22 protein-coding genes are annotated in these 25571 nt (G+C 64.8%); 5 read left to right on the forward strand and 17 right to left on the reverse strand.

Annotated elements, in window-relative coordinates; translation table 11 throughout:
* Positions 1–76: 76 nt before the first annotated feature.
* Positions 77–2191, reverse strand: coding sequence for a GumC family protein (locus QDT69_RS18885; protein ID WP_279707985.1), 2115 nt, complete (start codon positions 2189–2191; stop codon positions 77–79).
* Between the two features lie 166 nt (positions 2192–2357).
* On the opposite strand from QDT69_RS18885, the gene QDT69_RS18890 reads away from it, so the two are divergent.
* Both QDT69_RS18890 and QDT69_RS18895 read left to right on the forward strand, forming a co-directional pair.
* Entirely contained in the window at positions 2358–3653 is a 1296-nt protein-coding gene (locus tag QDT69_RS18890) for a glycosyltransferase family 4 protein (protein WP_279707986.1), read from the forward strand.
* 15 nt (positions 3654–3668) lie between these two features.
* A complete protein-coding gene (locus tag QDT69_RS18895; RefSeq protein WP_279707987.1) occupies positions 3669–5225 on the forward strand; it encodes a hypothetical protein in 1557 nt (518 codons plus the stop codon).
* 24 nt (positions 5226–5249) lie between these two features.
* Here the strand turns inward: QDT69_RS18895 and QDT69_RS18900 are convergent, their stop codons facing one another.
* The 12 genes from QDT69_RS18900 to QDT69_RS18955 all read right to left on the reverse strand — a co-directional run bounded on the left by QDT69_RS18900 (position 5250) and on the right by QDT69_RS18955 (position 17735).
* Positions 5250–6419, reverse strand: a complete 1170-nt coding sequence (locus QDT69_RS18900) for an ABC transporter substrate-binding protein (protein ID WP_279707988.1) — start codon at positions 6417–6419, stop codon at positions 5250–5252.
* Between the two features lie 79 nt (positions 6420–6498).
* Positions 6499–7200 (reverse strand): SDR family NAD(P)-dependent oxidoreductase, encoded by a 702-nt coding sequence (locus tag QDT69_RS18905; protein WP_279707989.1) that lies wholly within the window; start codon positions 7198–7200, stop codon positions 6499–6501.
* 39 nt (positions 7201–7239) lie between these two features.
* Positions 7240–8046, reverse strand: coding sequence for a glutathione S-transferase (locus QDT69_RS18910; protein WP_279707990.1), 807 nt, complete (start codon positions 8044–8046; stop codon positions 7240–7242).
* 25 nt (positions 8047–8071) lie between these two features.
* Positions 8072–9232, reverse strand: coding sequence for an iron-containing alcohol dehydrogenase (locus tag QDT69_RS18915; protein WP_279707991.1), 1161 nt, complete (start codon positions 9230–9232; stop codon positions 8072–8074).
* A gap of 42 nt (positions 9233–9274) precedes the next feature.
* Positions 9275–10048 (reverse strand): enoyl-CoA hydratase-related protein, encoded by a 774-nt coding sequence (locus QDT69_RS18920; protein WP_279707992.1) that lies wholly within the window; start codon positions 10046–10048, stop codon positions 9275–9277.
* A gap of 13 nt (positions 10049–10061) precedes the next feature.
* Positions 10062–11072, reverse strand: a complete 1011-nt coding sequence (locus QDT69_RS18925) for a nitronate monooxygenase family protein (protein WP_279707993.1) — start codon at positions 11070–11072, stop codon at positions 10062–10064.
* 21 nt (positions 11073–11093) lie between these two features.
* The gene (locus QDT69_RS18930; RefSeq protein ID WP_279707994.1) at positions 11094–12284 is read right to left on the reverse strand and encodes an acetyl-CoA C-acyltransferase; all 1191 of its coding nucleotides are present in this window, start codon (positions 12282–12284) and stop codon (positions 11094–11096) included.
* A 14-nt stretch (positions 12285–12298) separates the two neighbouring features.
* A complete protein-coding gene (locus QDT69_RS18935; protein ID WP_279707995.1) occupies positions 12299–13429 on the reverse strand; it encodes an acyl-CoA dehydrogenase family protein in 1131 nt (376 codons plus the stop codon).
* A 79-nt stretch (positions 13430–13508) separates the two neighbouring features.
* Positions 13509–14690: an acyl-CoA dehydrogenase family protein gene (locus tag QDT69_RS18940; RefSeq protein ID WP_279707996.1), complete on the reverse strand. Its 1182-nt coding sequence runs from the start codon at positions 14688–14690 to the stop codon at positions 13509–13511.
* A gap of 12 nt (positions 14691–14702) precedes the next feature.
* Entirely contained in the window at positions 14703–15440 is a 738-nt protein-coding gene (locus tag QDT69_RS18945) for an SDR family oxidoreductase (RefSeq protein WP_279707997.1), read from the reverse strand.
* Positions 15441–15491: 51 nt separating this feature from the next.
* A complete protein-coding gene (locus tag QDT69_RS18950; RefSeq protein ID WP_279707998.1) occupies positions 15492–17039 on the reverse strand; it encodes a class I adenylate-forming enzyme family protein in 1548 nt (515 codons plus the stop codon).
* 57 nt (positions 17040–17096) lie between these two features.
* Positions 17097–17735 (reverse strand): 2-hydroxychromene-2-carboxylate isomerase, encoded by a 639-nt coding sequence (locus QDT69_RS18955; protein ID WP_279707999.1) that lies wholly within the window; start codon positions 17733–17735, stop codon positions 17097–17099.
* Between the two features lie 209 nt (positions 17736–17944).
* On the opposite strand from QDT69_RS18955, the gene QDT69_RS18960 reads away from it, so the two are divergent.
* Positions 17945–18457 (forward strand): helix-turn-helix domain-containing protein, encoded by a 513-nt coding sequence (locus QDT69_RS18960; protein WP_074124878.1) that lies wholly within the window; start codon positions 17945–17947, stop codon positions 18455–18457.
* A gap of 44 nt (positions 18458–18501) precedes the next feature.
* On the opposite strand, the gene QDT69_RS18965 is transcribed toward QDT69_RS18960, so the two are convergent.
* Entirely contained in the window at positions 18502–19548 is a 1047-nt protein-coding gene (locus tag QDT69_RS18965; protein WP_279708000.1) for an alpha/beta hydrolase, read from the reverse strand.
* Positions 19549–19649: 101 nt separating this feature from the next.
* Positions 19650–21971: a molybdopterin guanine dinucleotide-containing S/N-oxide reductase gene (locus tag QDT69_RS18970; protein ID WP_279708001.1), complete on the reverse strand. Its 2322-nt coding sequence runs from the start codon at positions 21969–21971 to the stop codon at positions 19650–19652.
* Between the two features lie 632 nt (positions 21972–22603).
* Between QDT69_RS18970 and QDT69_RS18975 the strand changes: the two genes are divergently transcribed.
* Positions 22604–23263: a hypothetical protein gene (locus QDT69_RS18975; protein ID WP_279708002.1), complete on the forward strand. Its 660-nt coding sequence runs from the start codon at positions 22604–22606 to the stop codon at positions 23261–23263.
* Entirely contained in the window at positions 23260–23535 is a 276-nt protein-coding gene (locus tag QDT69_RS18980; RefSeq protein ID WP_279708003.1) for an HGGxSTG domain-containing protein, read from the forward strand. Before QDT69_RS18975 ends, QDT69_RS18980 begins: the two co-directional genes overlap by 4 nt.
* Before the next feature lie 780 nt (positions 23536–24315).
* On the opposite strand, the gene QDT69_RS18985 is transcribed toward QDT69_RS18980, so the two are convergent.
* On the reverse strand, positions 24316–24567 hold the full coding sequence (locus QDT69_RS18985) for a PilZ domain-containing protein (protein WP_279708004.1): 252 nt from the start codon (positions 24565–24567) through the stop codon (positions 24316–24318).
* Positions 24568–24680: 113 nt separating this feature from the next.
* Positions 24681–25100 carry a hypothetical protein gene (locus QDT69_RS18990; RefSeq protein WP_279708005.1) on the reverse strand — a complete coding sequence of 140 codons (420 nt, stop codon included), beginning with the start codon at positions 25098–25100 and terminating at the stop codon, positions 24681–24683.
* Positions 25101–25571: the final 471 nt, after the last annotated feature.

A 25571-nucleotide genomic window follows, 5' to 3' on the forward strand; every position in this document is an offset into this window, starting at 1 on the left:
AGAGGTGAACTTGCGACACCGTTGCAGCTCAACGTAACCTCATCAAGCTGTCACTCGCAGCGCAGCCGATCCGCCTTCAGCTGGCCAAGCCCAGGGCTTCGCCCTGAGGGCTGCGAACCGTGCCGTTAACCGCCACGCGATTGACAACCAGCGCGGTCGGGACCGAGCCGAACCTCGACAGGTCGGCCCGCACCGTGCCGATCGCGGCCGGGTCGGCGGCGCCCTCGCGAACCACAAGGATCACGAGGTCGGCATGGGCGGCCAGCGCCACCGCGGCCGGCTGCGTGACAAGCGACGATGCGTCGACGATGATCAGGCCGAAATCGGCGCGAATATCGTCCGGCGGATAAGGCGGCGCCTTGCTGCTGGCGCCCAGCAGTTCGACGACCGACGGCAGATCGGCCTTGATGATCCCCGAGCCTTGCGGCGGCACGACTTCGGCGCGCCTCGATTCCATCTCGATCAGGACGCTGAGCATCCCGTTCTTGACGGCGGACCGGTTGAGCGACCGTGCGACGGTGCTGCCACCAGCACCGGTCTCGACCGACAGCAAAAGCGCCACCTTGCCGTGGTCACCCGGAAGCTGCTCGATGTTCTCGATCAGCAGCTGCAGATGCGGGCTGAGGTCGGGCTCGGCCGTCGTCGAAATCGGAGTCTGCCAGACGCTCTTGACGGCATCCGGCGACACTATGCTGGGAATGCGGGCCAGCACCGGCAATCCCGGCGGCAACGCAGATTGCGGCGCGGCCGGCGCAGGGGCCGGCGTCGATACGGGCGCCTCGGCTCTGCGCAGCGGCGGAACGGTCTTGATCGGGAGCCTCAGATTCAGGCCGGGAACGGCGACGATCGCGGTCGACGTCAGCAGCGAGACGATCGCGAGCACGACGAGCAACAGCGGGAGCGGCGGAAGCGTCGAGCGGATCGGCGGTGTCGCCGGAGATGCGACCTTGGTCTGCGAGGCCTGCAGCAGCCGCTGCTCGTCGGTCGTCTTGTAGCGCGAGAGGAACTGTTCGTAGATGTTCTTGTTGGCGTCGGCGTCGCGCTGCAACTCCTGCAGTCTGACGAACGCCTGACCGTCGACCAGGATCTGCGATTCAACCGCCTTCAACTGGTCCTCGAGCGCCTTTTGCTGGTCGCGCTGCGCCTCGTATTCCGACTTCGCGGTGTCGATGTTCTTCTTGCGCTCGATGTCGATCTGCCGGTTGAGGTCGCTGAGCTGGCTGAGCGCCATCACGAGGTCGGGATGACGATCGCCGAGCACCCCGCGCTTCTGCGCGATCTGGTCGTTGAGCGCGGAGCGCTGGGCGCGCAGCGTGCTCAGCAGGTCCTGCTTGATCGGTCCGTCGACATTGGCCTTCAGGTCGCGCTGCAACTGCTCATAGCGCGCCTTGGCCTCCTCGGTGCGGGCGCGCGCGGCGGCGACCTGCTGCGTCAGGTCGGTGACGCGCAATTGCTGCGTCGTGGATTCCTTGCCGGCGTTGACGATGCGGTGCTCGAGCTTGAACTTGGCGACGGCATCTTCCGAAGACCGCAGCCGGTCGTTCAACGTCTTGAGCCGGCTCTTCAGCCAGTCGGCGGCCTCGTCGGTCGCCACGGTGCGCGTCCCGCGCTGGCTGGCGACGAACGCCTCGGCGATCGCATTGGCGTAGTACGCCGCGCGCTGCGGGTTGTTGGACGTGAATTTGATGGCGATGACATAGGTTAAGCCGCGCCGTGAGATGTCGAGCCGGTTGCGAAACCGGTCGAGCAGGCGCGTGGTGTCGGTCTTGCCGCCGGCGATGTCGCTGTCCTCGGCGACCTTGAGCTGATCGATCAGCGGCCCGAGAAATCCATCGGACTTGGCGATCTCGACAGCGCTCTGCAGTGCTGCGGCATCTTGACCGATCCCGGGCAGGACGTCCTGGTCGGTGGTCACCCGCTGCTCGCGCGGGTCGACGACGACGAGCGCCGTCGCGGCGTAACGCGCCGGGATCAACATCAACAGAATGATACCGACCGCGAAGATGACCGCGGCGAGCATCAGGATGCGTTGACCTTTCTCGCGGAAAAAGGCCACCACCCCCGGAATGCTTAGGACGCCTTTGGTGGTTTCTACGGAGGATTGACCGGCCGGCACGCCGGCAGTTTCCCACGACGCTGCGGGTTCCGTGACTTCGGAACGTCTCGGGCCTGCACGGCTACCGAACTTCATGGGTTCTGACTCGAATTCAACTGACAGTACTGCCCCAACGTAAATATCTATGGTTAATCGCCGGTTACCCCCTCTCGGCGCTGCCGTAACCAATTAGTTAACGAGCCGGCGGTACCCTATCTGTAAGATAATAGCTCTTGATTGCCGACACATGTCTGATTGCTAAATGAGCAGTAACCTCAACACGCGCTACTCGATGCACGAGCACGCTCCGCGTGATAGTTACGCGCGCAAAAATGAAGGGGGCGAATCCACTCCTTCAACGGGTGAGGGTTCCGTGCTCCAATACACGCCAAGCACAGAATTGCGCGAGGCATCGAGCGCATCACGCGTTCGACCGAACGCGCGAAAGCTGCGTGTCGTCCTGGTGCAGACCCAGGCCGAGAACGCCGGCGCGCAGGAGATCTCGCGGCTGCTCGGCGCCGGCCTTACCGCGCGCGGCTATGACGTCGCCAACCTGTTCTTCTTCCGCAAATCGGATTCCTTCGACGAGCCACCAAACACGTTCTATTGCGCGCAGACCCGGCCCGGAAATCCGCTGGCGCTGCTGCGCATGCTGTGGACGCTCGCCGGCCATCTCAGGACCATCAATCCCGACGCTGTTCTGACCTTCCAGCACTTCGGCAATGTGATCGGCGCAGGCGTGTCGCGGCTCGTCAGCCGCGCTCCGGTCATTGCCAACCAGGTGTCTTCGGCGCTGTCAATGAGCATGCCGGTGAGGGCTGCCGACATCATCATGGGCTCGACCGGCTTCTTCCAGTGTATCACGCTGAACTCGCGCGACATGGAGCGCGAATACGCGCGCTATCCTGCGCCCTACCGATCGCGCATGAAGCACGTTCCGCACGGCTTCGACGACAAGTCGCACAGCCTGCCGAAGGACGTTGCGCGGCAGCAGTTCAAGCTGCCGCCGGACAGCACCCTGCTAGGCTGCGCAGCGAGACTGCACCCGCACAAGCGGCTCGATGCGGCCATTCGCCTGCTGACGGCCGACCCATCCTGGCACCTTGCCCTCGCCGGCCAGGGCGCGGATGAAGAGCGGCTCCGGGCCCTGGCTGACGAATTGAAAGTATCGGACCGGCTGCACTTCATCGGTGAGATTCCACCGCGCCAGATGGCCGATTTTCTGGCCTGCCTCGACGTCTTCGTCTTTCCCACGCAGGCCGAAACCTTCGGCCTCGCCGCGGTCGAGGCTGCGAGCGCTGGCATTCCCTGCGTCGTCAACGATCTCCCCGTGCTGCGCGAGGTGCTGTCCTACCAGGGGCAGCCCGCAGCGGTGTTCGTCGATGCTGCGAATGAATCCGAATTTTCGGCCGCCGTGTCGCAGGTCCTGACAGATCGTTCGCTCAGCGACCAGCTGCGGCAAAGCGCCGTGGGCCTGAAGTCGCGCTATTCGTTGGATGCCATGATAGAGGAATACGTCCGCATTCTCGGCGACGCTGTGGGGGCGGACGCGCACTAGGAAGTTGGGCTGGCCATGATTATCGAGTTTCGCTGCGATCGCGAGCAGCCGCGGCTCTGGATGTGCCGTGAGTCACTGCGCGTCAACGATCAGGATATTCCCGTTCAAATCTCATGGACCACGACGCCGGCACCGCGCCCCGCCGGCCTCGACATGCTGTTCGAGCTCGAACGCATCGTCCTGCGCAAGGGCAAGGCCGGCGGCGCCGACAGGCTGCAGACACCTCCGGTGCGGCCGCGCGCCGGCAGCCCCGACGTGGTGGTCGACTTCACCACCGCCGAGCGGGATCCGAACTGCTCCGCCAAGCTGTATCTCCGTCCACGGTTCAACGGGCACGCCGGAGAAGGCGCAGCACTGGCGGCCATTCTCGCCGGCGATCTGCCGGTGATCGAAATCGTCAATGAGGTCGACGGCGCGGTGATGGACCGCGGCCACCCCTCGGCGGAAATGGCCGCCGGCCTGAGCGGCGGGCTCGACACGGTGATGGCACGCACGCTGTCGATGCTGCCGCCGATCCTGTCAGGGGCTCCGCGGCTGGTGCCGCAATTGCCTGCTCCGGCAAACGGCGGCGCAGCGCCAAATCCCGCGCCCTTTGTCCTGCGCGGCGTGGCGACGTCGATCGCAAAGGAAATCTATCGCCTGTGCTGCTACGCGCCGCACTGGCATATCGGTTGGCGCCTCGCCGGCAACACGGACATCTGGCGCACCGGCGACCTGTCGGGACCGGCCTGGAACGTGCTCGCCGATCCCGGCAACCACTTCTATGCCGATCCCTTCCCGGTGAAATGGCAGGGCCGGACCTTCGTGTTCTTCGAAGACCTCGACCACCGGACCAACAAGGGCATCATCTCCGCGATCGAATTCGACGGCAACGGGCCGGTCGGCACGGTGATGCCGGTACTGGAAGAGCCCTGGCATCTCTCCTACCCGTTCATGATCGAGCACGATGGCGAGCTCTGGATGATCCCGGAAAGCACGGCGCATCGGGACGTTCCCATCTACAAATGCATCCGCTTTCCGGACAAATGGGAGCGGCACTCGACGCTGCTGTCCGGGCTCCAGCTTGCCGACGTGACGATCACGCAGTATAACGGCCTCTACTACATGTTCGGGGCCTGGCGCGATGGCACCGGCGGATATTCCGACACGCTGGCGATCTATTACGCCGAGCAATTACTCGGCCCCTGGCAACCGCATGCGGCCAATCCGATCCTGATGGATCGCGCCACTACGCGGCCGGCCGGCAACTTCGTGACCGTCAATGGCAAGCTGTGGCGGCCGGTGCAGGACTGCACCAACGGATACGGCGCAGCGCTCGGACTTGCGGAAGTGCTCGAACTGTCGCCGACGACGTACAGGCAGGCCGTCCGGCATCTGCTCCAGCCCGGGCCGCTATGGACCGGGCGCAAGCTGCACACGCTCAACCGCTGCGGCCAGCTCGAAGTGATCGACGGCTCGCGGGTGCAGCCGAAGACCACGGCGTTTCTGGCGAGCCTGCGGTCGAGCTGCCAATCATCGCAATGGGATTGGCATAGCGCGCTGGCGAAGCCGATCGCACGCCGGCTTCACTAGTACGCAAGCAATCGATCGCACCGCTCAGTTCGTATCGGCACTCAGCACGCCGCCGAACTGCTCCCAGGAATTTCCGGTCCAGCGCTGCAGCTGAAGCTGGGTGTAGGCCATGCTGTTGCCGGGGCCGGTGTTGATCGTGATCCCCGGCATCAAGGTCGGCAGCACCAGTCCCTTGATGTTGCGCGCCTGCTTGACGATGTTCTCGCGCGACAGGTCGTCGCCGCACTGCTTGAGCACCTGTTCCAGGATCTGGCCTTGCTGGGTGCCGAACAGATAGTTGTTGTCGCCGATATCGGCGCCGGGAAGATATTTTTCGAAGTGGGCGCGATACCACTTCATGCCGGGATCGTCGGCCCACTTCTTGTCGTTCGGATCCTTGGTGATGGTCGCGACCACGACGCCCACCGCCTTGTCGACTCCCGCGGGCACGATGGTGGCGGAGACCGAGCTCGACACGTAGTTGACGATGGTGAGCGGCGTCCAGCCAATCTCGCTCGCCTTCTTGATCGCCTGTGCCGCGAATTTCGGCGTACCGGCGACCAGGAAGGCCTGCGCGCCCGACGCCTTCAGCGTCACCACATGCGATTCGATGGTGGGCTCGGTGACCTCATAGGGAGACGTCACGACCTTCTTGTCGAAGTCGGCCTTCATGGTCTCCTTGAAGGCGGCCACGAAGTCCCGGCCGAGGTCGTCATTCTGGTAGAGGATCGCGATCTTCGCATCGGGCGCCGTCTGCGCGATGTATTTGGCGTAGATCTTTCCTTCGGTGTTGTAGCTCGGCAGTCCCGTGGTGGTCAGCGGAAACTCGTTGAAGTTCGTGAACTTGGTCACGCCGCTGACGACGAAGAGATGCGGCACCTTCTTCGCGGTGACGTATTTGATGGTCGCGCCGATCCCGGGTGTCCCGAGCGGGCTGAACAGGAACGCCACCTCGTCGCTCTCGATCAGCTTCCGGGTCTGCTCGACCGCCTTGGGCGGCGTATAGGCGTCGTCATAGGTGATCAGGTTGATCTTGCGGCCGTTGACGCCGCCGCGATCATTGACGGAATGAACGTAGGCGATCAGGCCCTTGCCGGTATTGCTGAGCGGCGATGCCGGGCCGCTGAACGGGAACGTCGCCCCGACCTTGATTTCCGATTCCGAGATACCAGGCGTTTCGGCGCGGACCGGAGCGCCAGCAAACGCGGCTAGCATTGCAACGGATATCGCAAGCTTCCCCAACGACATCGAATTCCCCCTTGGCTTTTATGAACTGATCACCGCCGCGCAGCGCCTACCAGACTTCGCCGAACGGTCTGATCTCGACATTGAACGACCACGCGCTGCGGTCCTGATGGACGACGTGCCAGACCTCGTCCGCAATCGTTTTCGGCTTGATGAAGAAGTCGTCCGGCCGCTCAGGCCAGCGCTTCCGCGTCCACTCCAGATCGATCACCGCATCGATCACGACATAGGCGACGTGAACGCCTTGCGGTCCGAGATCGCGCGCCATCGCCTCGGCGAGGATCCGCTGCGCCGCCTTGGTCGGCGCGAACCCTGCGAAGCCGGCTTTGCCGCGCAACGCCGAGGTATTACCGCTCGCCACAATGGCGCCCTTGCCGGCGCTGATCATCGCCGGGGCAAACCGCCTTGCCAGATACAGCAAGCCCATCGTGTTGACCTGGAAGTTACGATTGAGGATCTGCGGATCGATCTCGCGGAACGTGCCGAATGCGCCGCCGACGGCGTTGTGGATCACGACGCCGGGGCTGCCGAGATCGCGCTCCAGGGCCGAGGCTACCGCCTCGACCTGCGCGGGATCGGAGACATCGCATCGATAGGCCTTTGCGCCCGGCAACTGCTTCTCGAGCGCGGCGAGCCGCTCCTCGTTCCTGGCAAGCAGCGCGACGCGGTAGCCGCCCTCGGCGAACCGCCTGGCGAGCGCCGAACCGGTGCCGGGTCCAACGCCGGATATCAGGCAAACAGGTGCGGACATGCGATCAACCCTCCGCGTTAGAGCCAACAGGTGTCATGGTCAGGCCGCGGCCTTCGACCGCAGCTTCTCGACATAAGGCTTGAGGTCTGGCGCAAAATGCGCGTGCGCGACCAGCCGGGCAAAGTGAGCGAACATCAGCGGATACCCATCCTGCACCCCGGGATGCAGGATCCTGGTCAATCCCTGCTTGTCCAATTGCTCGCTCCGCCCGTACTCGTTCATGAACAGCGCGAGCTCGGCGGCAAAGCAGATGTCGGCAATCGTGATGCCGTCCCCGACCAGCGTCTCGCGCCGCGACGACAGTGCCTGCTCGATTCCGGACGCATAGATCGCGAACGCATCCCTGGCGCGGGCATGAATGGCTGCGTCGACCGTGCCGCCCGACAGCGCGAGCAGATAGATCTGCGAATCCCGCGCAAAGACCAGGCTGACATCGAGAAAGCTGTCGATCCTTGACGCCTCGTAGGCGTCACGCCCGTAGAGCGGGAACGCCGCTTCGCCGAGCCGCGCCACCGCGCGCATGATGCTGTTGGATTCGAAGATCCCGATCTTGCCGTCGGCGCCGAACGCCGCCGGCACATTGCCGAACGGCTGCGCCGCCATGAAGGCATCGGTCTTGAACAGCTGCGCGCCGGTCAGGCCGACCTTCCCGGTCCGCGCCAGCGAGGCGAGTTCAGCGCGCTCCTGCTCCGACAGTGGATGGGCATCGTAATCCCACAACCAGTCCCGCAACTCCTTGCCCGAGGCGCCTCGGACCTCGACCGCGACGCCGCAGAACCGGGCCGCGATGGTTGCCTTCCAGACCCGCGGGTTCGGCAGATAGGAGAAGATGCGCAAGGCGGCCATGGCGGCTGCTCCAGGTGCTGTTGCCTCAGGCGGCGAGCTTCAGGATCTTGACGACGTCGGCGGGCTCGCGGATCGGCTGCGGGTTGGCGCGCGTGAAGATCGACAGCATCGCGTTCTTACCGATCAGCTCGAAGCGGTCCTCGCCGACGCCGACATCGGCAAGCCGCCGCGGCAGGCCGAGCTCCGCGATGAACGCCGCGAACGCGTCGCCGGCGTCACGCCCCGGCGCGCCGAGCGCGGCGGCGATCGATTGCTGAGCTTTCTCTGTCGCCGGGCGGTTGTAGCGCAGCACGCTCGGCATCATGACAGCCGTGCAGAAGTAATGCGGGACGTCGCAGGTGCCGCCGAGCACATGGCCGATGGCATGGCTGGCGCCCATCGGCACCCGCGACTGCAATCCGAATGCCGACAGCCAGGAGCCCAGCTGGCAATTCAGCCGCGCCGCCTCGTCGTCGGGATTTTCCTTGGTGCGCAGCAGGCCATCATGCAGATAGCGCAAGCCCTGCTGGCACACCGCATCCACGAGCACGTTGGGCCGGCTGGAGCAGATCGCCTCGATGCCGTGATCCATCGCGCGCGTGCCCGAGCCAAGCCAGAGCTTCTCCGGGGTGTATCTCGTCATCGCCGGATCGAGGATGATGCTGCGCGGCATCATCATCGGATGATTGAATATCTGCTTCAGCTTGCGGCTGGTGTCGGTGACCAGCGCGCCGGAATTGTACTCGCCGCCCGACAGCGTGCTGGGGATCGCGATCATCCGGACTTTTGGGTTGCGGAACGGTCCGAACCGGCGCTCCGGCGTGGTCTCGAAACCGTCGAGCCCGGCTGGCTCGAAGATCGCGTGCTCGATGCACATCAGCACGATCTTCGCCGCATCGACGACCGAGCCGCCGCCGATCGCGACGACGAGATCGGCCTTGGCCTCGCTGGCCTGCCGCGCGATCTGCGTCACCACGTCCCGCGTGGTGTGCTGCGGCACGCCGTCGAAGGTCGCCGCATGGCGATCACCGAGCGCTTTGCGGATCTTCTCGATCACGTCGGTCGTGGTGTTCAGCGTCCGGCTGGCGATCAGATAGACGCGCTTGGCGCCGAGCCGCTCGGCCTCCTCGCGCAGCGCTTCGGCTGCCGGTTTGCCGTAGATCACGGTTTCCATGGCGGGATATTGATGGCTGCCGACGACGTGCATGCTTGTCACTCCCTCGATGGTTCCGTGAATTTCGCTGCCGGTTCAGGCCGACAGCTTGGTGAAGTCAGGCTGACGCCGTTCGGCGAAGGCGGCAAACGCCTCACGCGCCTCGGGCGTCGTCAGCCGTTGCTTGAACAGCACGCCTTCCTCGGCGATCTGCGCCGCGATCCGCTGCTGCTCGCGCATCAGCGCCTTGGTCATGCTGAGCGAGCCAGCCGGCCGCTTGGTCAGCGCGATCGCCGCGTCATGGGCCTTCTTGCGCAGATCGGCCTGCGGCACCACGGCATTGGCGAGGCCGGATGCCAGCGCGCCCTGCGCATCCATCGGCTCGCCGAGCGCGAACATCGCATAGGCGCGCGCGTGCCCGATCCTCAGAGGTAACAGCCAGCTCGACGCCGCCTCCGGCACCAGGGCGAGATTGACGAAGGGCGTGATCAGCCGCGCGGTCTCCGCGAGATAGACCAGGTCACAATGCAGCAGCATGGTGGTGCCGACGCCGACCGCATTGCCCTGCACGGCCGCGACCAGCGGCTTGCCGACCTTGCTGATGGTCTCGATGAAGCGATGCGCCGGGCTATCGACCGCGCTTTCGCCGCGCGCCTGGCTCGCGAAATCGGCCAGGTCGTTGCCCGCGGTGAAGCTGTCGCCGTCGCCCTGGAACAGGATGACCCGGACGGACGGATCCGTCTCGGCCTGCTTCAGCGCACCCGACATGGCGTCATACATGGTGCCGGTGAGGGCGTTCTTCTTCTCCGGCCGCTGCAGGGTCAGCGTCATGACGCCGGCGGCGATTTCGACTTTGACATGCTCGGTCATGACACTCTCCCGTTCAGGCCACCGCGCGGGCCGGTTTGGTTTCGAACTTGCCGTCGAGGAAGCCGGTCAGCCGCTGCCGGATAATCGCTTCGGCGTCAGTCATGATGCGGTCGATCAGCTCCTTGACGGTCGGGATGTCGTTGATCAGGCCGACCACCATGCCGCAGCTCCAGGCACCGGCATCCATCTCGCCTTCGATCATCACCTTCGGGTAGACGCCGGCGACCTGCTCGTGGATGTCCTCGATCTTGAGCCTGGCGCCCTTCTCACGCTCGATCTCAAGCAGCTCATCGACGCCCTTGTTCTTCAGCACCCGCTCGGTGTTGCGCAGCGCGCGCATCACAAGCCGTGTGTCGAGCTCGTCGGCGTCGAGCAGCGCCTGCTTCACGTTGGGATGAACCGGTGCTTCCTTGGTCGCGATGAAGCGCGTGCCCATGTTCATGCCGGCGGCGCCCATCGACAGCGCCGCGACCAGGCTGCGCGCATCCGCCATGCCGCCCGAGGCGACGAACGGAATTGTCAATTCGTCTGCCGCGCGCGGCAGCAGGATCATGTTCGGGATATCGTCCTCGCCGGGATGGCCGCCGCACTCGAAGCCGTCGACGCTGACCGCGTCGCAGCCGATCTTCTCGGCCTTCAGCGAATGCCGCACCGAGGTGCATTTGTGGATCACCTTGATGCCCGCGGCCTTCAGCGCCGGCATATACTGCTCGGGGCTGCGGCCCGCAGTCTCCACCGCCTTGACGCCGCCCTCGCGGATCGCAGCGATATATTCCGGATAAGGCGGCGCGGTGAAGCTCGGCAGGAAGGTGAGGTTCACCCCGATCGGCTTGTCGGTCATGTCGCGGCAGCGCGCGATTTCCTTGGCCAGCAGCTCCGGCGTCCGCTGCGTCAGGCCAGTGATGATGCCGAGGCCGCCGGCGTTCGACACTGCCGCCGCCATTTCGGCGAAGCCGACATAGTGCATGCCACCCTGGATGATCGGATGCTGGATGCCGAACAGTTCAGTGATTGCTGTCTTCACAAGTCTCTCCCGCGCTTCCGATCAGTTGATGATTTCGAACAGGCCTGCCGCACCCATGCCGCCGCCGATGCACATGGTCACCACGCCGTATTTGGCCTTGCGCCGCCGGCCTTCGATCAGGAGGTGGCCGGTGAGCCGCGCGCCGGTCATGCCATAGGGATGGCCGATCGCGATCGAGCCGCCGTTGACGTTCAGCTTGTCAGGATCGATGCCGAGCTTGTCGCGGCAGTAGATCACCTGCACCGCATAGGCTTCGTTGAGCTCCCAGAGGTCGATGTCGTCGATCCTGAGGTTATGCCGCTTCAACAGCCGCGGGATCGCGGCGACCGGGCCGACGCCCATCTCATCCGGCTCGACGCCGGCGGCGACGAAGCCGCGGAAGATGCCGAGCGGCTTCAGCCCCTTCTGCGCGGCGATCCTGTCACTCATGATCACGCAGGCCGAGGCGCCGTCGGAGAGCTGGCTGGCATTGCCGGCGCTGATGGTCTTGCCCTCGAACACCGGCTTGATCTTGGCGAGTCCATCCGCCGTGGTATCGGGCCGCGGGCCTTCATCCTTGGCCAGCGTCACCTGTTGGAAGCTGACTTCCTTGGTGTCCTTGTTGACCACGGCCATTTTGGTCGTGAACGGCACGATCTCGTCGTTGAAACGGCCGCCCTGCAGCGCGGCACCGACGCGGCGCTGGCACTCGAGGCTGTATTCGTCCTGCTTGTCGCGGCCGATCCCGTAGCGCTCAGCGACGACTTCGGCGGTCTCCAGCATGGACATGTACATCTCGGGCTTCATCGCCATCAACTCGTCGTCAACGGCATGGAACCGGTTCATGTGCTCGTTCTGCACCAGGCTGATCGACTCGATGCCACCCCCGATCGCGATCTCGACGCCATCAAGCATCACCGAGCGCGCGGCAACCGCGATCGCCTGCAGACCGGAGGCGCATTGCCGGTCGATTGTGGTGCCGGCAACGGTAACCGGAAGCCCGGCGCGGATCGCGCCCTTGCGCGCGACATTCATCACCATGGTGCCCTGCTGCATCGCGCAGCCCATCACCACGTCCTCGACCTCGCCGGGCGCAATGCCGGCGCGCTTCACGGCTTCGGCCATCACGTGACCGGCCAGGGTCGGCCCGTCGGTGTTGTTGAGCGCGCCGCGATAGGCCTTGCCGACGCCGGTGCGCGCGGTGGAAACGATGACTGCTTCGGGTGATGACATGCTTGCCTCTCTGACTAGGCGGCCACATCGAGCTGCGCATAGCGCAGCACGTGATAGGCGGGATCGCCGAACTGGATGTTGATGGATGAAATCCGCTTGAAGTAGTGGCCGACATTGAGCTCATCGGTCATGCCCATGCCGCCATGCAGCTGCACCGCCTGATCGGCCACGAACTTGCCGGCATAGCCGATCTTGGATTTTGCGCCGGACGCCAGCCGGGACAGGCCGGCCTCGCCCTCGCTGAGGCTGAGCGACAGATGATGCATCAGGGACAGCGCCTCCTGATGCGCGATGAACATATCGACCATCCGGTGCTGCAGCACCTGGAAGCTGCCGATCGTGACGCCGAATTGCTTCCGGGTCTTGGAGTAGTCCAGTGTCGCGTCGTTCAGCTCGCCGATCGCGCCGACCGCCTCGGCACAGAGCGCGCCGATCGCGCGGTTGCGGCAGGCTTCCAGCGCGGCGACGCCCTCGCCTTCCTTGCCGAGCAATTCGCCGCGCACGCCGCGCAGGCTGATCTCGGCGGCCCGGCGGCCATCGATCGTCTTGAAGCCCTGCAGATCGAGATTGGCGGCGCGGCGATCGACCACGAACAGGCTGACGCCGCCGCGGTCGTGGCGATGGCCCGAGGTGCGCGCCGAGACGATGAGATGGTCCGCCCAGGGCGCGGCGATGACCGCGGTCTTCTCCCCGCTCAGCACATAGTCGTCACCGTCCCGGCGCGCCGTGGTCGTGACGGTTGCAAGATCGAAGCGCGAGCCCTGCTCGGTCCAGGCCAGCGCCCAGAGCTTCGATCCCGCGATGATGTCGCCGATATAGGCCTGCTTCTGCGCCTCGGAACCCACCTGTTCGATCAGCCCGCCCGCGACCACGACAGTCTCGACGAACGGCTCGACCACGAGATGTCGGCCGAACTCGTGCATGATGATCATGGTCGACAGCGGCCCGCCGCCGAACCCGCCGACAGCTTCCGAGAACGGCGCAGCGAGCAGGCCAAGCTCGGCGAATTCATCCCATTGCCTGCGGCCAAGCCCCTCTTCGCTCGCAACGATCTTGCGGCGGGCGTCGAAATCATACTGGTCGCGCAGCAGCCGCTGCACGCTGGACCGCAACAATTCCTGCTCTTCCGTGAAGTGGATATCCATCCGATCCTCGTTGCCGCTATCGCCGTTGTTTGGGCATGATCTCTTCGGAAAACCGCTTCGCACTTTTCCGGATCATGCCCTAGAGACCAAGCACCGCCTTGGCGATGATGTTGCGCTGGATCTCGTTCGACCCGCCGTAGATCGAGAGCTTGCGCGAGTTGAGGTATTTCTCCGACGCCGTATGGCCGTAGTCGGGGCCCGGCATGAAGTGGTTGGCGCTGACCGGATGCTCGCGGATCGCAAGCCCATAGTTGCCGATCGCCCGATGCGTCAGCTCGGTGATATCCTGGAAGATCTCGGTGCCGCGGATCTTGAACAGCGAGGCCGCAGGCCCCGGATCGATGCCGCGCGCCATCTGGGCGACCACGCGCAGCTCGGTCGCCTCCAGTGCCAGCACGTCGAGCTCGACGCGGGCGATGTCCCTGATGAATTCGAGATGCGCCGGGTCGTCTTCCGGGATCTCGGCCTTCACGATCTTCTTCAGCCGATTGAGATAGCGCGTCGAGCGGCCGATGCCGGCCATGCTGGTCCGCTCATTGCCGAGCAGGAACTTGGCATAGGTCCAGCCCTTGTTTTCCTCGCCGATCAGATTCTCGGCGGGAACGCGGACGTTCTCCAGGAAGACGTCGTTGACCTCATGCGAGCCGTCGATGGTGATGATCGGACGCACGGTGACGCCCGGCGACTTCATGTCGATCAAGAGGAACGAGATGCCGGATTGCGGCTTCGCCGTGGGATCGGTGCGGACCAGGCAGAAGATCCAGTCGGCATGCTGCGCCAGCGTCGTCCAGGTCTTGTGGCCGTTAACGATGTAATGGTCGCCGTCGCGCACCGCCTTGGTGCGGACGGTGGCGAGATCGGAGCCCGAGCCCGGCTCCGAATAACCCTGGCACCACCAGTCCTCGCCGGAGAGAATCCGCGGCAAGAACTTCGCCTTCTGCGCCGCATTGCCGAAGGTGTAGATAACGGGACCGACCATGGTGACGCTGAACGCCAGCGGCGGCATCGTGCCGGCGCGCGTCGTCTCCTGCTCGAAGATGAAGCGGCGGGTGATCGACCAGCCCGGCCCGCCATATTCCTTCGGCCAGAGCGGCGCGATCCAGCCCTTGTTGTGCAGGATGCGATGCCACAGCAGCATCTGCTCCTTGGAGAGATCCGTCTCCGGATTGGCGACGCGCATCTCCGCCGGATAATTGTCCCTGATGAAGGCGCGAACCTCGTCGCGAAACGCCGCATCGTCAGGGGATAGCGCGAGCTCCATCTGCCGTGCTCCCTACCACTTCTCGCCGAAGGGCCGGATTTCCAGCTCGAAGGTCCAGGCGCTCTTCGGCTGCTGGTAGAGCTGCCAGTAGGATGCGGCGACCGACGCCGGCGGCATCAAGAGATCGGGATTGTCGAGCGCGTTCGGGCCGAGCGCCTCGATGCGGCGCTGCCGCACCCATTCGGTGTCGACGCCGGAATCGATGATCAGATGCGCGACATGAATGTTCTTCGGCCCCAGCTCGCGCGCCATCGCCTGCGCCACCGCACGCAGGCCGAACTTGGCGCTGGCAAAGGCGGCATAGCCGCTGCCGCCGCGCAGCGACGCGGTGGCGCCGGTGAAGAAGATGTTGCCTGCGCCGCGCGCAGTCATCAGCCGCGCCGCCTCGCGCCCGGCCAGGAAGCCGGAGTAGCAGGCCATCTCCCACACCTTGCGGAACACGCGCTCGGTGGTCTCGAGGATCGGGAAATTGACGTTGGCGCCGATGTTGAAGATGCAGACCTCGAGCGGCGCGTGCTTGTCGGCGTCGTTGAGGAAGGCGGTGATCTCCTCCTCCTTGCGCGCATCGAGCGAGCGGGCATGGATCTCGCCGCCGGCAGCCTCGATCTCCTTGACCAGCGGGGCGAGCTTGTCGCCGTTGCGGCGGCCGGCGAAGATCGTGAAGCCTTCCGAGGCAAACTTCTTGGCGATCTCGCCGCCGATGAAATCACCGGCACCAATGACGGCAACCGTCTTGTTTCTCTTCTGCATGGTGTTCTCCGGTCTTGCTTGAGTGAACTGACGTGCGGTGACGGCCCAGCCTCAGCTGCGCAGCGACTCCGCCAGCTTGTGCTTCAACAGCTTGCCCGTCGATGTCGCGGGCAGCGCGTCCATCAGGATAATCTCCGTCGGCCGCTTGTACGAGGTGAGTTGCGGGGCAACATGGGCCATCAGGTCCTGCACGGTCACCGTCGAGCCCTTGATCAGCTGCACGAAGGCCACGACCTCCTCATTGCCCTCGACCGCCCGGCCAACCACGGCGCACTGCACAACGGCGTCATGCGTGCTCAACACCGCCTCGATCTCGGCCGGATAGACGTTGAACCCGGAGCGGATGATCATCTCCTTGGTGCGCCCGACGATGTAGAGGGCGTCGTTCTCGAAGCGCGCCAGATCTCCGGTGTTGAACCAGCCATCGGGATCGATCGCCTTGGCGGTCAGATCGGGCGCGCGGTAGTAACCGCGCATCACGTTCGGGCCGCGGACATGGAGCTCGCCGACTTCGCCTGCGGCAACCGGCTTGAGGTCGCGACCGACCAGCCTCGCCTCGATACCCGCCATGACGGTGCCGACCGCGTGGTCGGCCCGCGGATTGTCGGGCCGGACGCCGGAGATGCCCGGCGAGCATTCGGTGATGCCGTAGCCGTTGAGCAGGGGCAAACCGAGCTCCTGCTCGACCCGGTTCTTCAGATCGAGGTCGAGCGGCGCGCCGGCGACCGAGATCACGCGCAACCGGCCGCGATCGAGCCTCGGCAGGCCGGCATTGCGGCGGTATTCAAGCAGACGTTGGTAGGTGGCGGGCACGCCGTTGAGGATCGTGATGCCCTCTTCAGTCATCGCCTTGACCAGCGCGGCCGGATCATACTTGGCGACGAGGCGCACAGTGGCGCCGACCATCAAGGTCATCGTCAGCAGCGAGATGCCGACGATATGCGAGATCGGCAGCACGCAATATTGCACGTCATCGGCCGCCATCCTGCGGAAGCCCGCGGTGCCCCGGGCGCTGAACAGGAGATTGCGGTGGGTCAGCATCACGCCTTTCGGCGTGCCGGTGGTGCCGGATGTGTAGATCAGGACCGCGACCTGGTTGGCGCCGTCGGGCTCGACCGGCTCGGCAATCGTTGCCAGATTCAAGCTGGTGACGGCGATACCGCGGAGCGGACCAACATCCTGAATCGTGGCCTCGTAACGCGCAGCATGCGCGGCCGCCTCCTGCGACACGTCGGCCGTCAGCAGCACGCGCCGGGCGCCGCTGTGGTCCCTGATCTGATCCAGCTCGCGCGGCGACAGCCGCGGATTGACCACGATCGACCAGACATCGAGTCGGCTCGCCGCCAGCAGCAGGCAGGCCAGCGGAATCGAATTCTCGCTCACGATCATCATGCGGTCGCCGGCGCGGATGCCGAGCGCCTGCAATGCGCCTGCGACGCGATCGACCGCCTGATCGAGCTCGCGATAGGTCAGCCGCATCGTGTCGTCGATCAGCGCCGGATGATTTGGCGTCGCCACGACGTGGTGATTGATCACCTCGTGGATGCGGTTCGGCAAGCCTTCCACACTTCCTTCGGCAAACTGGGTCAACGCCTGCACTGAAACCTCCCTGTCATAGCCGTTTTGGCCTCGTTGTTTTCCTGCGAGATCTCCCGCTCAGGCGGTCTTGCGCTGCCTCGCAGCGAGCTGCGCCACGATCTCGTCCTCGACCTCGCGCAGGCGATCCTTGCCGAAGAAGATCTCGTCACCGACAAAGAAGGTCGGCGAGCCGAACGAGCCGCGCGCCACGGCATTGCTGGTGTTCTCGATCAGTTTCTGCTTCACCTCGTCCTGCTGGGCGCGGGCGATGATGCGATCGATATCGAGGCCGGAGGACAGGAACGCCTCGCGGAACACCTGCGGATCATCCATCTTCTTGGGCTCGGACCACATGTGGTGATAGGCGGCTCGGAAGTAGGGCTCGAACAGTCCCTCGAAATCGGCGGCGACGACGCCGCGCATCAGCATCAGCGTGTTGACCGGGAAGAACGGGTTCGACTTGAACGTCGTGATGTTGTGGCGGCGCAGGAAGCGCTCGGTCTCGAGCGCGTTGTATTCGGGCTTGTTCTTGATCCCGCGCAGCGACTCGCCCGGCGACATGTTGCCTGTCGCCTTGTAGACGCCGCCGAGCAGCACCGGGATGTAGTCGAACTTCACGCCAGTGCGCTTCTCGATCCCGGGCAGCGCAAACTCGGCGAGATAGGCGTTCGGACTTCCGAAATCGAAGTGGAATTCGACCTTGAGCGGAGCAGCCATGGAACGCCCTTCCCTTCGATGGACAGCGACCGTCTGTCGCCGCCGGTTGATCGTGGCTCGAACCATAAGTTCTATTTTAGAACTGTCAATATGATATTTGTCATCCAATGCGCGGATAACAGCCGCCGTGGAGGGCATCCTATTGAAATGACGTCAGTTCTGTTTTAGAATTTGATTTGCGATGTCGTCGCAGACCGCTGGAGACGCCGATGAAATGGGATGCCCTCGAGGAGGAGCCGTGCTCGCTGGCCCGCACCGTTGCCGTGATCGGCGACCGCTGGAGCCTGTTGATCCTGCGCGAATGTTTCCTGCGCATCCGCCGGTTCGATGACTTCCAGGCGTCGCTCGGCATCACCCGGCATCTGCTCGCCGACCGGCTGAAGAAGCTGGTGCGCTTCGGTGTGCTGCGCAAGATTCCCTACCAGGAGGCACCGAAGCGCTACGAATACATCCTGACGCAGAAGGGTCTCGATCTCTATCCGATCATCATGTCGATCGTGCACTGGGGCAACATCCACATGGTCGACGCGCGCGGCCGGCCGCTGCTGCACGAACACAAGAGCTGCGGGAAGATGTTCGATCCCGTGATGGTCTGCTCGGAATGCGGCGAGCCGCTGAGTGCCAAGCACGTCCATGTGCATCCCGGCCCCGGCGCCCGGCGATCCTCGCCCCTGCACGCCAGCGCACGGGAGCGCACCAAGAGGAACGCCGAGCAGGCCTAGATATTCTCTGCAGCGCCGGTGCTTTGCGCGGCCGGTCGAACCCGCTATTTGACCAGCGTCGCGCCGGTCTCGGGATGCTGCAACCAGCCGAGCAGTGCGTCGTGGAAGCGCGCCGGCGCCTGGATCTGCGGGGAATGGCCGAGGTCGGGGAATTCGATCAGCTGGATATGCGGAATCCGTTTCGCGGCCTCCTTGCCGAGCACCGGATAATTGCCGAGCGTCTTGCGGATCTCGGGCGGCGCGGTGTCCTTGGCGATCGCGGTGGTGTCCTTGTCGCCGACGAACAGCAGCGTCGGCGGCTTGATCTGCTCGAACTCGTAGAACACCGGCTGGGTCGCGATCATGTCGTAGAGCCGCGCCGAGCTCGACGCCACGGCGGCGCGGCCCTCGCCGCGATACATGCCGGCCAGCATCTGCACCCAGGTCTCGTAGGACGGATCCCAGGTGTCGGCGTAATAGGTGGCGCGCTCATAGGCGCGAATGCTGTCGGCGGTGACGCGCGTCTCGCGCTGCATCCAGCCGTCGAGGCTGAGCCACGGCACGCCCTTGGCCTTCCAGTCCTCGAGCCCGATCGGATCGACCAGCACCAGGCGGTCGGTGGCGTCGGGATACATCAGCGCATAGCGCATCGCGAGCATGCCGCCGGTCGAATGGCCGACCATGATCGAATGTTCGATCCCGAGCGAAGCGAGCAGCGCGCGGCTGTTGCCGGCGAGCTGCTGGAAGGTGAACTGGTAGCGTTCCGGCTTACTGGATTTGCAGAAACCGATCTGGTCCAGCGCGATCACGCGATAGCCGGCGCCGCTGAGCGCCTTGATGGTGCCGTCCCAGGTCGCGGCACAGAAATTCTTGCCGTGCAGCAGCACCGCGGTCTGGCCGTTCGGTGACGCCGCCGGCTTGACGTCGAGATAGGCCATGTCGAGCTCCTGCCCCTGCGAGCTGAAGCGATAATGCTGCACCGGATAGGGATAGTCGAAACCCTGCAACTCCGGTCCATAGGCCGGCTCGGCGGCCGATTGCGCTGACGCAGCGGACGAGCCGAGCGCGACGGTCGCAGCGACGGCAAGATGAAACAGTGGCTTCAGGTGCATCTGAGCAGGTCCGGAAATCAGAGTTGATGCGTGATGCCGTAGCCGAACGGCTGGACGCCATCCAGCGCCATCAGATGATTTGTTCGTGATCACTCGCAAAATCACGCCGGATCGAACGCCCGGATCGGCGGCAGATTGCCGTTGAAACGCTCGACCTCGACGGTCGTCAGCTGGCCGGTGCAGCCCTGTGCGAGGGATGACGTGCCGATGTCGCGTGTCAGCACGTTCGGATTGCCGTGCACGCACAGCGGCGCGTCGTCCTCGGGGTCCATCGGATCATACCAGGCGCCGGTCGGCAGCTGCACCACGCCGGGCGCGATGCCGTCGGTGACATGCACCGCGGCGAGGCAGGCGCCGCGCGCGTTGAAGATGCGGATGATGTCGCCATCAGTGATGCCGCGCGGCGCAGCATCGCGCGGATTCATGCGCGCGACCTCGCGGCCGCGATGCTTGGCCTCGAGCGAGTGACCGCCAAAATCGAGCTGGCTGTGCAGCCGCGTCACCGGCTGGTTGGCGACCAGGAAGCACGGCGTATCAGGCGTCGGCGTGTCCGTCTTCGCGAGCCAGACCGGATGGCCCGGACAATCCACATCGCCGTGATCTGCGATCTTCTGCGAGAAGATCTCGATGCGGCCGCTCGGCGTCGGCAGCGGACGCGCGAGGGGATCCTCGCGGAAGCGGCGCAGCGAGCCGCCGTCATCGAGATGCTGCGGCACCACCAAGCTGCCACGCGCCCAGAATTCCTCGAAGTCAGGCGCCTCCAGCCCGCGCGCGGCGAGCGCCTTGCGGGTCGGTTCATAGAGATGTTCCATCCACTCGCGCGACGTGCGCCCTTCGGTGAAGGGCTCGCGGGCCCCGAGCCGCTCGGCGAGGTCGGCGAAGATGTCGTAATCGTCGCGGGCGAGGCCGAACGGCTCGGCGATCCGGTGCATCGCGACCATCAAGGGATCGTTGCTGGAATAACCGATGTCCTCGCGCTCCAGCGTCATGGTCGAGGGCAGCACGATGTCGGCGTGGCGCGCCGTCGCGGTCCAGGCCAGCTCGTGCACGACCAGCGTATCGAGCCGCGCAAACGCCTTGCGCAGGCGGTTGAGGTCCTGGTGATGGTGGAACGGATTGCCGCCGGCCCAATAGACGAGGCGGATATCCGGATAGGTCCGCGTCTCGCCGTTGTAGCGATAGGTCGTGCCGGGATTGAGCAGCATGTCGGCGATGCGCGCCACCGGAATGAAGTCGGCGACGCCGTTGCGGCCCTGGCCGAGCGTCGGCCCCGGCACGTCGTTGACGCGGCGCCCGTAATAGCCGATGGCGCCGAGCGAATAGGCATAGCCGCCGCCGGGCAGGCCGATCTGACCGAGCGCCGCCGCCAACACCATGCCCATCCACACCGGCTGCTCGCCATGCTCGGCGCGCTGCAGCGAATGCGACACGGTGATCAGCGCGCGCCGCCCGGCGAGCCGCCGCGCGAGCGCCTTGATGGTGTCGGCATCGATGCCGCAGATCGCAGCGGCCCATTCGGCGCTCTTCGGCACGCCATCGGCCTCGCCGACGAGATAGCGCAAAAACACCGGCCAGCCCTCGGTGTAGCGATCGAGGAACGCCTGATCGTGCAGGCCTTCGCTGACAAGGGTGTGGACGATGCCGAGCATCAGCGCGGTGTCGGTGCCGGGCGTCGCCGTCAGCCATTCGGCGCCGGCCTCGACCGGGAGATCGTCGCGCAGCGGGCTCACCAGGATGAACTCGCAGCCGCGCCGATGCGCCGCCTGCATCGCGCCGCGCTCGACATGCTTGCTGATCGAGCCGCCGGCGACCATCGAGTTCTTCAGCGCCATGCCGCCGAACGCCAGCACGATGTCGGTCTCAGTCGCGATCTGCTCCCAGGTGACGTTGCGCTTGGTGATGTCCTCATAGCCGGTGAGGATCTGCGGCAGCAGCACCGAGGACGCGCCGGAGGAATAGGTGTTCACCGAGCGGACATAGCCGCCGAGCGCGATGTTGAGGAAGCGATGCACCTGGCTCTGCGCGTGATGGAAGCGGCCCGCGCTCGACCAGCCATAGGAGCCGCCGAACACCGCGCCGGGGCCGATCGTGTCGCGGATGCGCGAAAGCTCGCCGCCGAGCAGATCGAGCGCCTGCACCCAGCTGACCGGGACGAATTCGTCGCGGCCGCGGCGATCGTCGGGCCCAGGCCCGCGCTCGAGCCAGCCGCGGCGGATCGCAGGCTGCGCGATGCGCGCTTGATGGCGCAGCGCGCCGGGGAAGTTGTTGATGATGCCGTTCGGATCGGGATCGCCGCCATAGGGCCGGACTTCGAGACCGGCCTGGCCGAGCCGCGCCGAGAACACGCCCCAATGCGAGGTGTGCGGCTTGAAACCATCGGACAGATCGAGGCCGGGATCGGGGTAGCCAATGGTCTCGCTCATTCAGCAGCGTCCTCAGATGCGGGTCTCGAACCCGGTCGCAGAGATGTCGCCAGTATAACGATCCGCGCCCCGATGTCTTCGGATTGAGGGTTGCGGAGCGCGCAGGCGGCCACGCGCACCGGCCCCGCTGCTCCCTCTCCCGCTTGCGGGGGAGGGCATAGGCGGCCTTCGGCCGCCGTTCTTGAGAACACGCCAATGCAGAGCATCGGCTACGGGTGGGGGCTCTCTCCGCGAGTCATATGGTGGAGAGAGCCCCCACCCGCCGCGCGCTGGGCGCGCGTCGGCCTCCCCCGCAAGCGGGAGAGGCGAAGGGAACTCGCGGAGAATCTCCGCAAACGTCACACGCGATTGTCTCCGACAAGGCGCGCGGCCAAAAACTCGAAAACAACCCCATGCAAAGGAGCAGGCAGCCGCCGGCGTTCGACATGGCAACTTGACACGTCGGGCAAATCAGGGGCATATTTCCAATATTCCGAAATCGTGCAAGCGCCCCTGCAGGCGCCCCCCTCGCCCGCAAGCGCGGCCCTCGCCGGCTGCGATCGCGGCCGGACATCCTTAACCCACATCGACATCGCACCGCCGCCGCAGCGAGCGATCGCCTGCGCGCGCCGCGCATTCCAGGGAATATCGACATGACCACTGCCCCCGATCTCACCGTGCCGACGATGGCTGCCGCAGCCGGCGCGCCGCAAGCAGCCATACTGCCGCGCATAAAACTCTCGCGGCGCGGCTACGCGATCGACCACCCTGACCGGAAGCTCGGCGAGCAGCTGATGGCGAACGCGCTCGGGGTCGCCGATCGCGACGCGATGGACGGCATCCTCAGGCAATTGGTCAGGGCCAGCGTGAGCGGCGGCAGGCCCAGCGAGGTCAACCTCGCGTTCATGCTCGCGATGGTGAAGAGCATTCGCCCGCGGGATTCCGTCGAGGCCATGCTGGTGGCGCAGATGGTTTCGGTGCATGTGATGGCGATGCGCTGTGCCCAGCACCTCGCGCATGCCGACGACCTCGCCCAGCACGACAGCGCCGCGCGCGCCCTCGGCCGACTCGCCCGCACCTTTCCCGCCCAGATCGAGGCGCTGAACCGCTACCGCAGCCATGGCGAGCCCGCCATCACCGTGCAGAACGTGAAGGTGGAGGACGGCGGCAACGCCATCGTCGGCAACGTCACCCAGCATGCGAGCGTGATCGTCGCCGATAAGATCCCGGCACCCGCGGCGCGGACGCCGAAGGCCGCGGGCGCCAGGCGCGCGCATGATGCCGCCGATGCCGGGCGGGATGTCCAGGCATGAGCGATCACACCAGCACGACCGCCCCGATGCTGGCGAGCGCGCGCTGCGGCGCCAAAACCCGCATCGGAGGCGCGTGCCGCGCGCCGGCAGTGCGCGGCAAGAGGCGCTGCCGCATGCACGGCGGCGCAAAGGGATCCGGCGCGCCAAGGGCAAACCGCAACGCGCGCAAACACGGCCTGTTCACCAGGGATGCGATCGCTGAACGACGGCAGATTCGGGCGTTGCTGGGGGAAGCGCGTCAGTTGCTGAAGGGAATGAGATTTAAAGCCTGATGAGATTAGGTTGAGCTGGAACGGCGTCGAAGGTTCACCTCTCCCTTGGAAGAGGTCGATTTGCGCAGCAAATCGGGTGAGGGGTTATGGTCTATTGAGAGGGCAAGAGCCCTCACCCGGATTGCTTCGCAATCCGACCTCTCCCCAACGGGGAGAGGTGAACCGAGACCGCGCCAAACCGATTCAACCAAAACTCATCCCGCCTTAGACCATGACCGCGTCGTCCACTTGGTGGTGACTATCGCGACATCGACCTAGTTGGGTCCAAAAATCATGTAGAGCAGCGTCGTCCCGACAACGGCTGTCCAGCCGATCGAAGCTGCAATGGCCCACACCTGTATCGGCATTGGAGGATCCCTCCGCAAATTCAATGCAGCAAAACGAAATGAAGCAAAACGAAGAGGTCGCTGGCGCTGACAGCGACCTCCTGGACCCGATCTCAAATGAACATCTTGGAAATACAATCGCCGCCGAAGGTCCGTCATCATTAGAGAATGAATCGGCGCTCCGGTGAAGAGCAAACACGCCCGTTCCCCAGCGGAACAATTGCAACGTTGCGAGGGCGACACACTTTCCTCAGGGCTGGGCGAGCAATCCCTATCGAACGGCTGGTTACGGCGCCGACGCGGCAAGGCCACGACAAGCATGGGCCTGTTGCTGCGGCGGGATCATTTCCCGTACCTGCCCGGCACAGTCAGCGCGCGTCGATTGTCAAATCCCGCGCATGCCCACGACATGCAGCCATGGGGCGTCGCGTTCAGCGTGACCTGAGCACGCGTTTCACTCAGTGTGAAACTTGACGCCGACCCATCCGCCTCTGCGCCAGATCACATTGCACAACCAGGTCTTGCTCGGCGGAATGATGAGGGTGAACTGATCGGGCAGTTCGGAATGCTGGTCTGCCCACACAGCGGCGCCGTCTTCTGTGATGTCCCGCACGGTACAGCACAGCGACAGGTCGTCAAACCTGATCAGGGCATCATCCAAAGACGGATTGCGCGCAGACTTTCGTCTGTCGGGAAGGATAACCATTCCGTGGCCAATCAGTAGGTGATGCAAATCTGATTGATGCTCCGTCAGAAAGATTGCGTTTCCACTAACGAAGCCCTGATGCGGCACCGCGCGCCGAAGCCCGACAAACCATTTCAGGCCCTGCGCCGATTGGATCGATCCTTCCCCCGCCGGCGGCGTGGCCAGTCACGACGTCTTTGGGAAGGATCAAGCGATCTTGCGACCTCCGCCACTGGCTTTGCTGCGGGCTTGCTGGATTGCAGATCGGCGACTGATCGACGCGGTGGCTCTATCCGATTGGCAACCGCCGCCTCGAGCGCGGCGAGGAATTGCCGTCCCTCATCGGTGATTTCCCAGCCTTGATGATCGCGGAGAACGTATCTGGCCGAGAAGATATTCAGATCCGGTGCATGCTGAGCCAAGCGCTTCATGCGATCGGTCCAGTCTTTGCCGCTGTTCATCAGGATTTCGATGGCGTGCCGGATTTCGGCAACGGAGGCACGCCCGGCGGACTGGCCGGCCAGCACTTTCAAGACGGTCAGTTGGAAGGACACTTCCACGTCTCCGGTCTGGCAGAAAATAGTGTCGGCGAGGCCGATTAACAGCCGGTCAAATTTCGTCCTTGCCGCCAACAATAGCGTAATGGATCAAGCGCTCCGCGCCGGGATCAATGACGCCGCGGAGTCAACCTGAACCGGAATGGATGATGCGACGGCCGGAGTTCCCGAATTAACCTGATCGCGCAGCATCAAGCTTAACGCGCGAGTTCGTTTGCTTTAGCGCGGGCACCGATCAAACATCAGCGTACCGGATATTGCCCTCCATCCGGGTCCACCATGGCGAAGCCGTCGCGCCACGATATTCGGTGTGGCGACTTCGCTCTGGGCCAGCACCAACAGCCGCGTCGTCTTCGCCTCGACGGCCGATCCACCAGGGCCACTGGCATCCGCGACGCGGGCGCCGAAGGCCGCGCACGTCAGGCGCGCGCATGATTGCGCTGATGTCAGGCCGGACGCGCAGGCATG

The sequence above is a fragment of the Bradyrhizobium sp. CER78 genome (assembly GCF_029846235.1).
Lineage (GTDB): Bacteria > Pseudomonadota > Alphaproteobacteria > Rhizobiales > Xanthobacteraceae > Bradyrhizobium.

Coding starts and splice junctions, on each gene's coding strand:
- QDT69_RS18885 (WP_279707985.1), bottom strand. CDS start 2,191: ATGAAGTTCGGTAGCCGTGCAGGCCCGAGACGTTCCGAAGTCACGGAA.
- QDT69_RS18890 (WP_279707986.1), top strand. CDS start 2,358: ATGAGCAGTAACCTCAACACGCGCTACTCGATGCACGAGCACGCTCCG.
- QDT69_RS18895 (WP_279707987.1), top strand. CDS start 3,669: ATGATTATCGAGTTTCGCTGCGATCGCGAGCAGCCGCGGCTCTGGATG.
- QDT69_RS18900 (WP_279707988.1), bottom strand. CDS start 6,419: ATGCTAGCCGCGTTTGCTGGCGCTCCGGTCCGCGCCGAAACGCCTGGT.
- QDT69_RS18905 (WP_279707989.1), bottom strand. CDS start 7,200: ATGTCCGCACCTGTTTGCCTGATATCCGGCGTTGGACCCGGCACCGGT.
- QDT69_RS18910 (WP_279707990.1), bottom strand. CDS start 8,046: ATGGCCGCCTTGCGCATCTTCTCCTATCTGCCGAACCCGCGGGTCTGG.
- QDT69_RS18915 (WP_279707991.1), bottom strand. CDS start 9,232: ATGCACGTCGTCGGCAGCCATCAATATCCCGCCATGGAAACCGTGATC.
- QDT69_RS18920 (WP_279707992.1), bottom strand. CDS start 10,048: ATGACCGAGCATGTCAAAGTCGAAATCGCCGCCGGCGTCATGACGCTG.
- QDT69_RS18930 (WP_279707994.1), bottom strand. CDS start 12,284: ATGTCATCACCCGAAGCAGTCATCGTTTCCACCGCGCGCACCGGCGTC.
- QDT69_RS18935 (WP_279707995.1), bottom strand. CDS start 13,429: ATGGATATCCACTTCACGGAAGAGCAGGAATTGTTGCGGTCCAGCGTG.
- QDT69_RS18940 (WP_279707996.1), bottom strand. CDS start 14,690: ATGGAGCTCGCGCTATCCCCTGACGATGCGGCGTTTCGCGACGAGGTT.
- QDT69_RS18945 (WP_279707997.1), bottom strand. CDS start 15,440: ATGCAGAAGAGAAACAAGACGGTTGCCGTCATTGGTGCCGGTGATTTC.
- QDT69_RS18955 (WP_279707999.1), bottom strand. CDS start 17,735: ATGGCTGCTCCGCTCAAGGTCGAATTCCACTTCGATTTCGGAAGTCCG.
- QDT69_RS18960 (WP_074124878.1), top strand. CDS start 17,945: ATGAAATGGGATGCCCTCGAGGAGGAGCCGTGCTCGCTGGCCCGCACC.
- QDT69_RS18965 (WP_279708000.1), bottom strand. CDS start 19,548: ATGCACCTGAAGCCACTGTTTCATCTTGCCGTCGCTGCGACCGTCGCG.
- QDT69_RS18970 (WP_279708001.1), bottom strand. CDS start 21,971: ATGAGCGAGACCATTGGCTACCCCGATCCCGGCCTCGATCTGTCCGAT.
- QDT69_RS18975 (WP_279708002.1), top strand. CDS start 22,604: ATGACCACTGCCCCCGATCTCACCGTGCCGACGATGGCTGCCGCAGCC.
- QDT69_RS18980 (WP_279708003.1), top strand. CDS start 23,260: ATGAGCGATCACACCAGCACGACCGCCCCGATGCTGGCGAGCGCGCGC.
- QDT69_RS18985 (WP_279708004.1), bottom strand. CDS start 24,567: ATGGTTATCCTTCCCGACAGACGAAAGTCTGCGCGCAATCCGTCTTTG.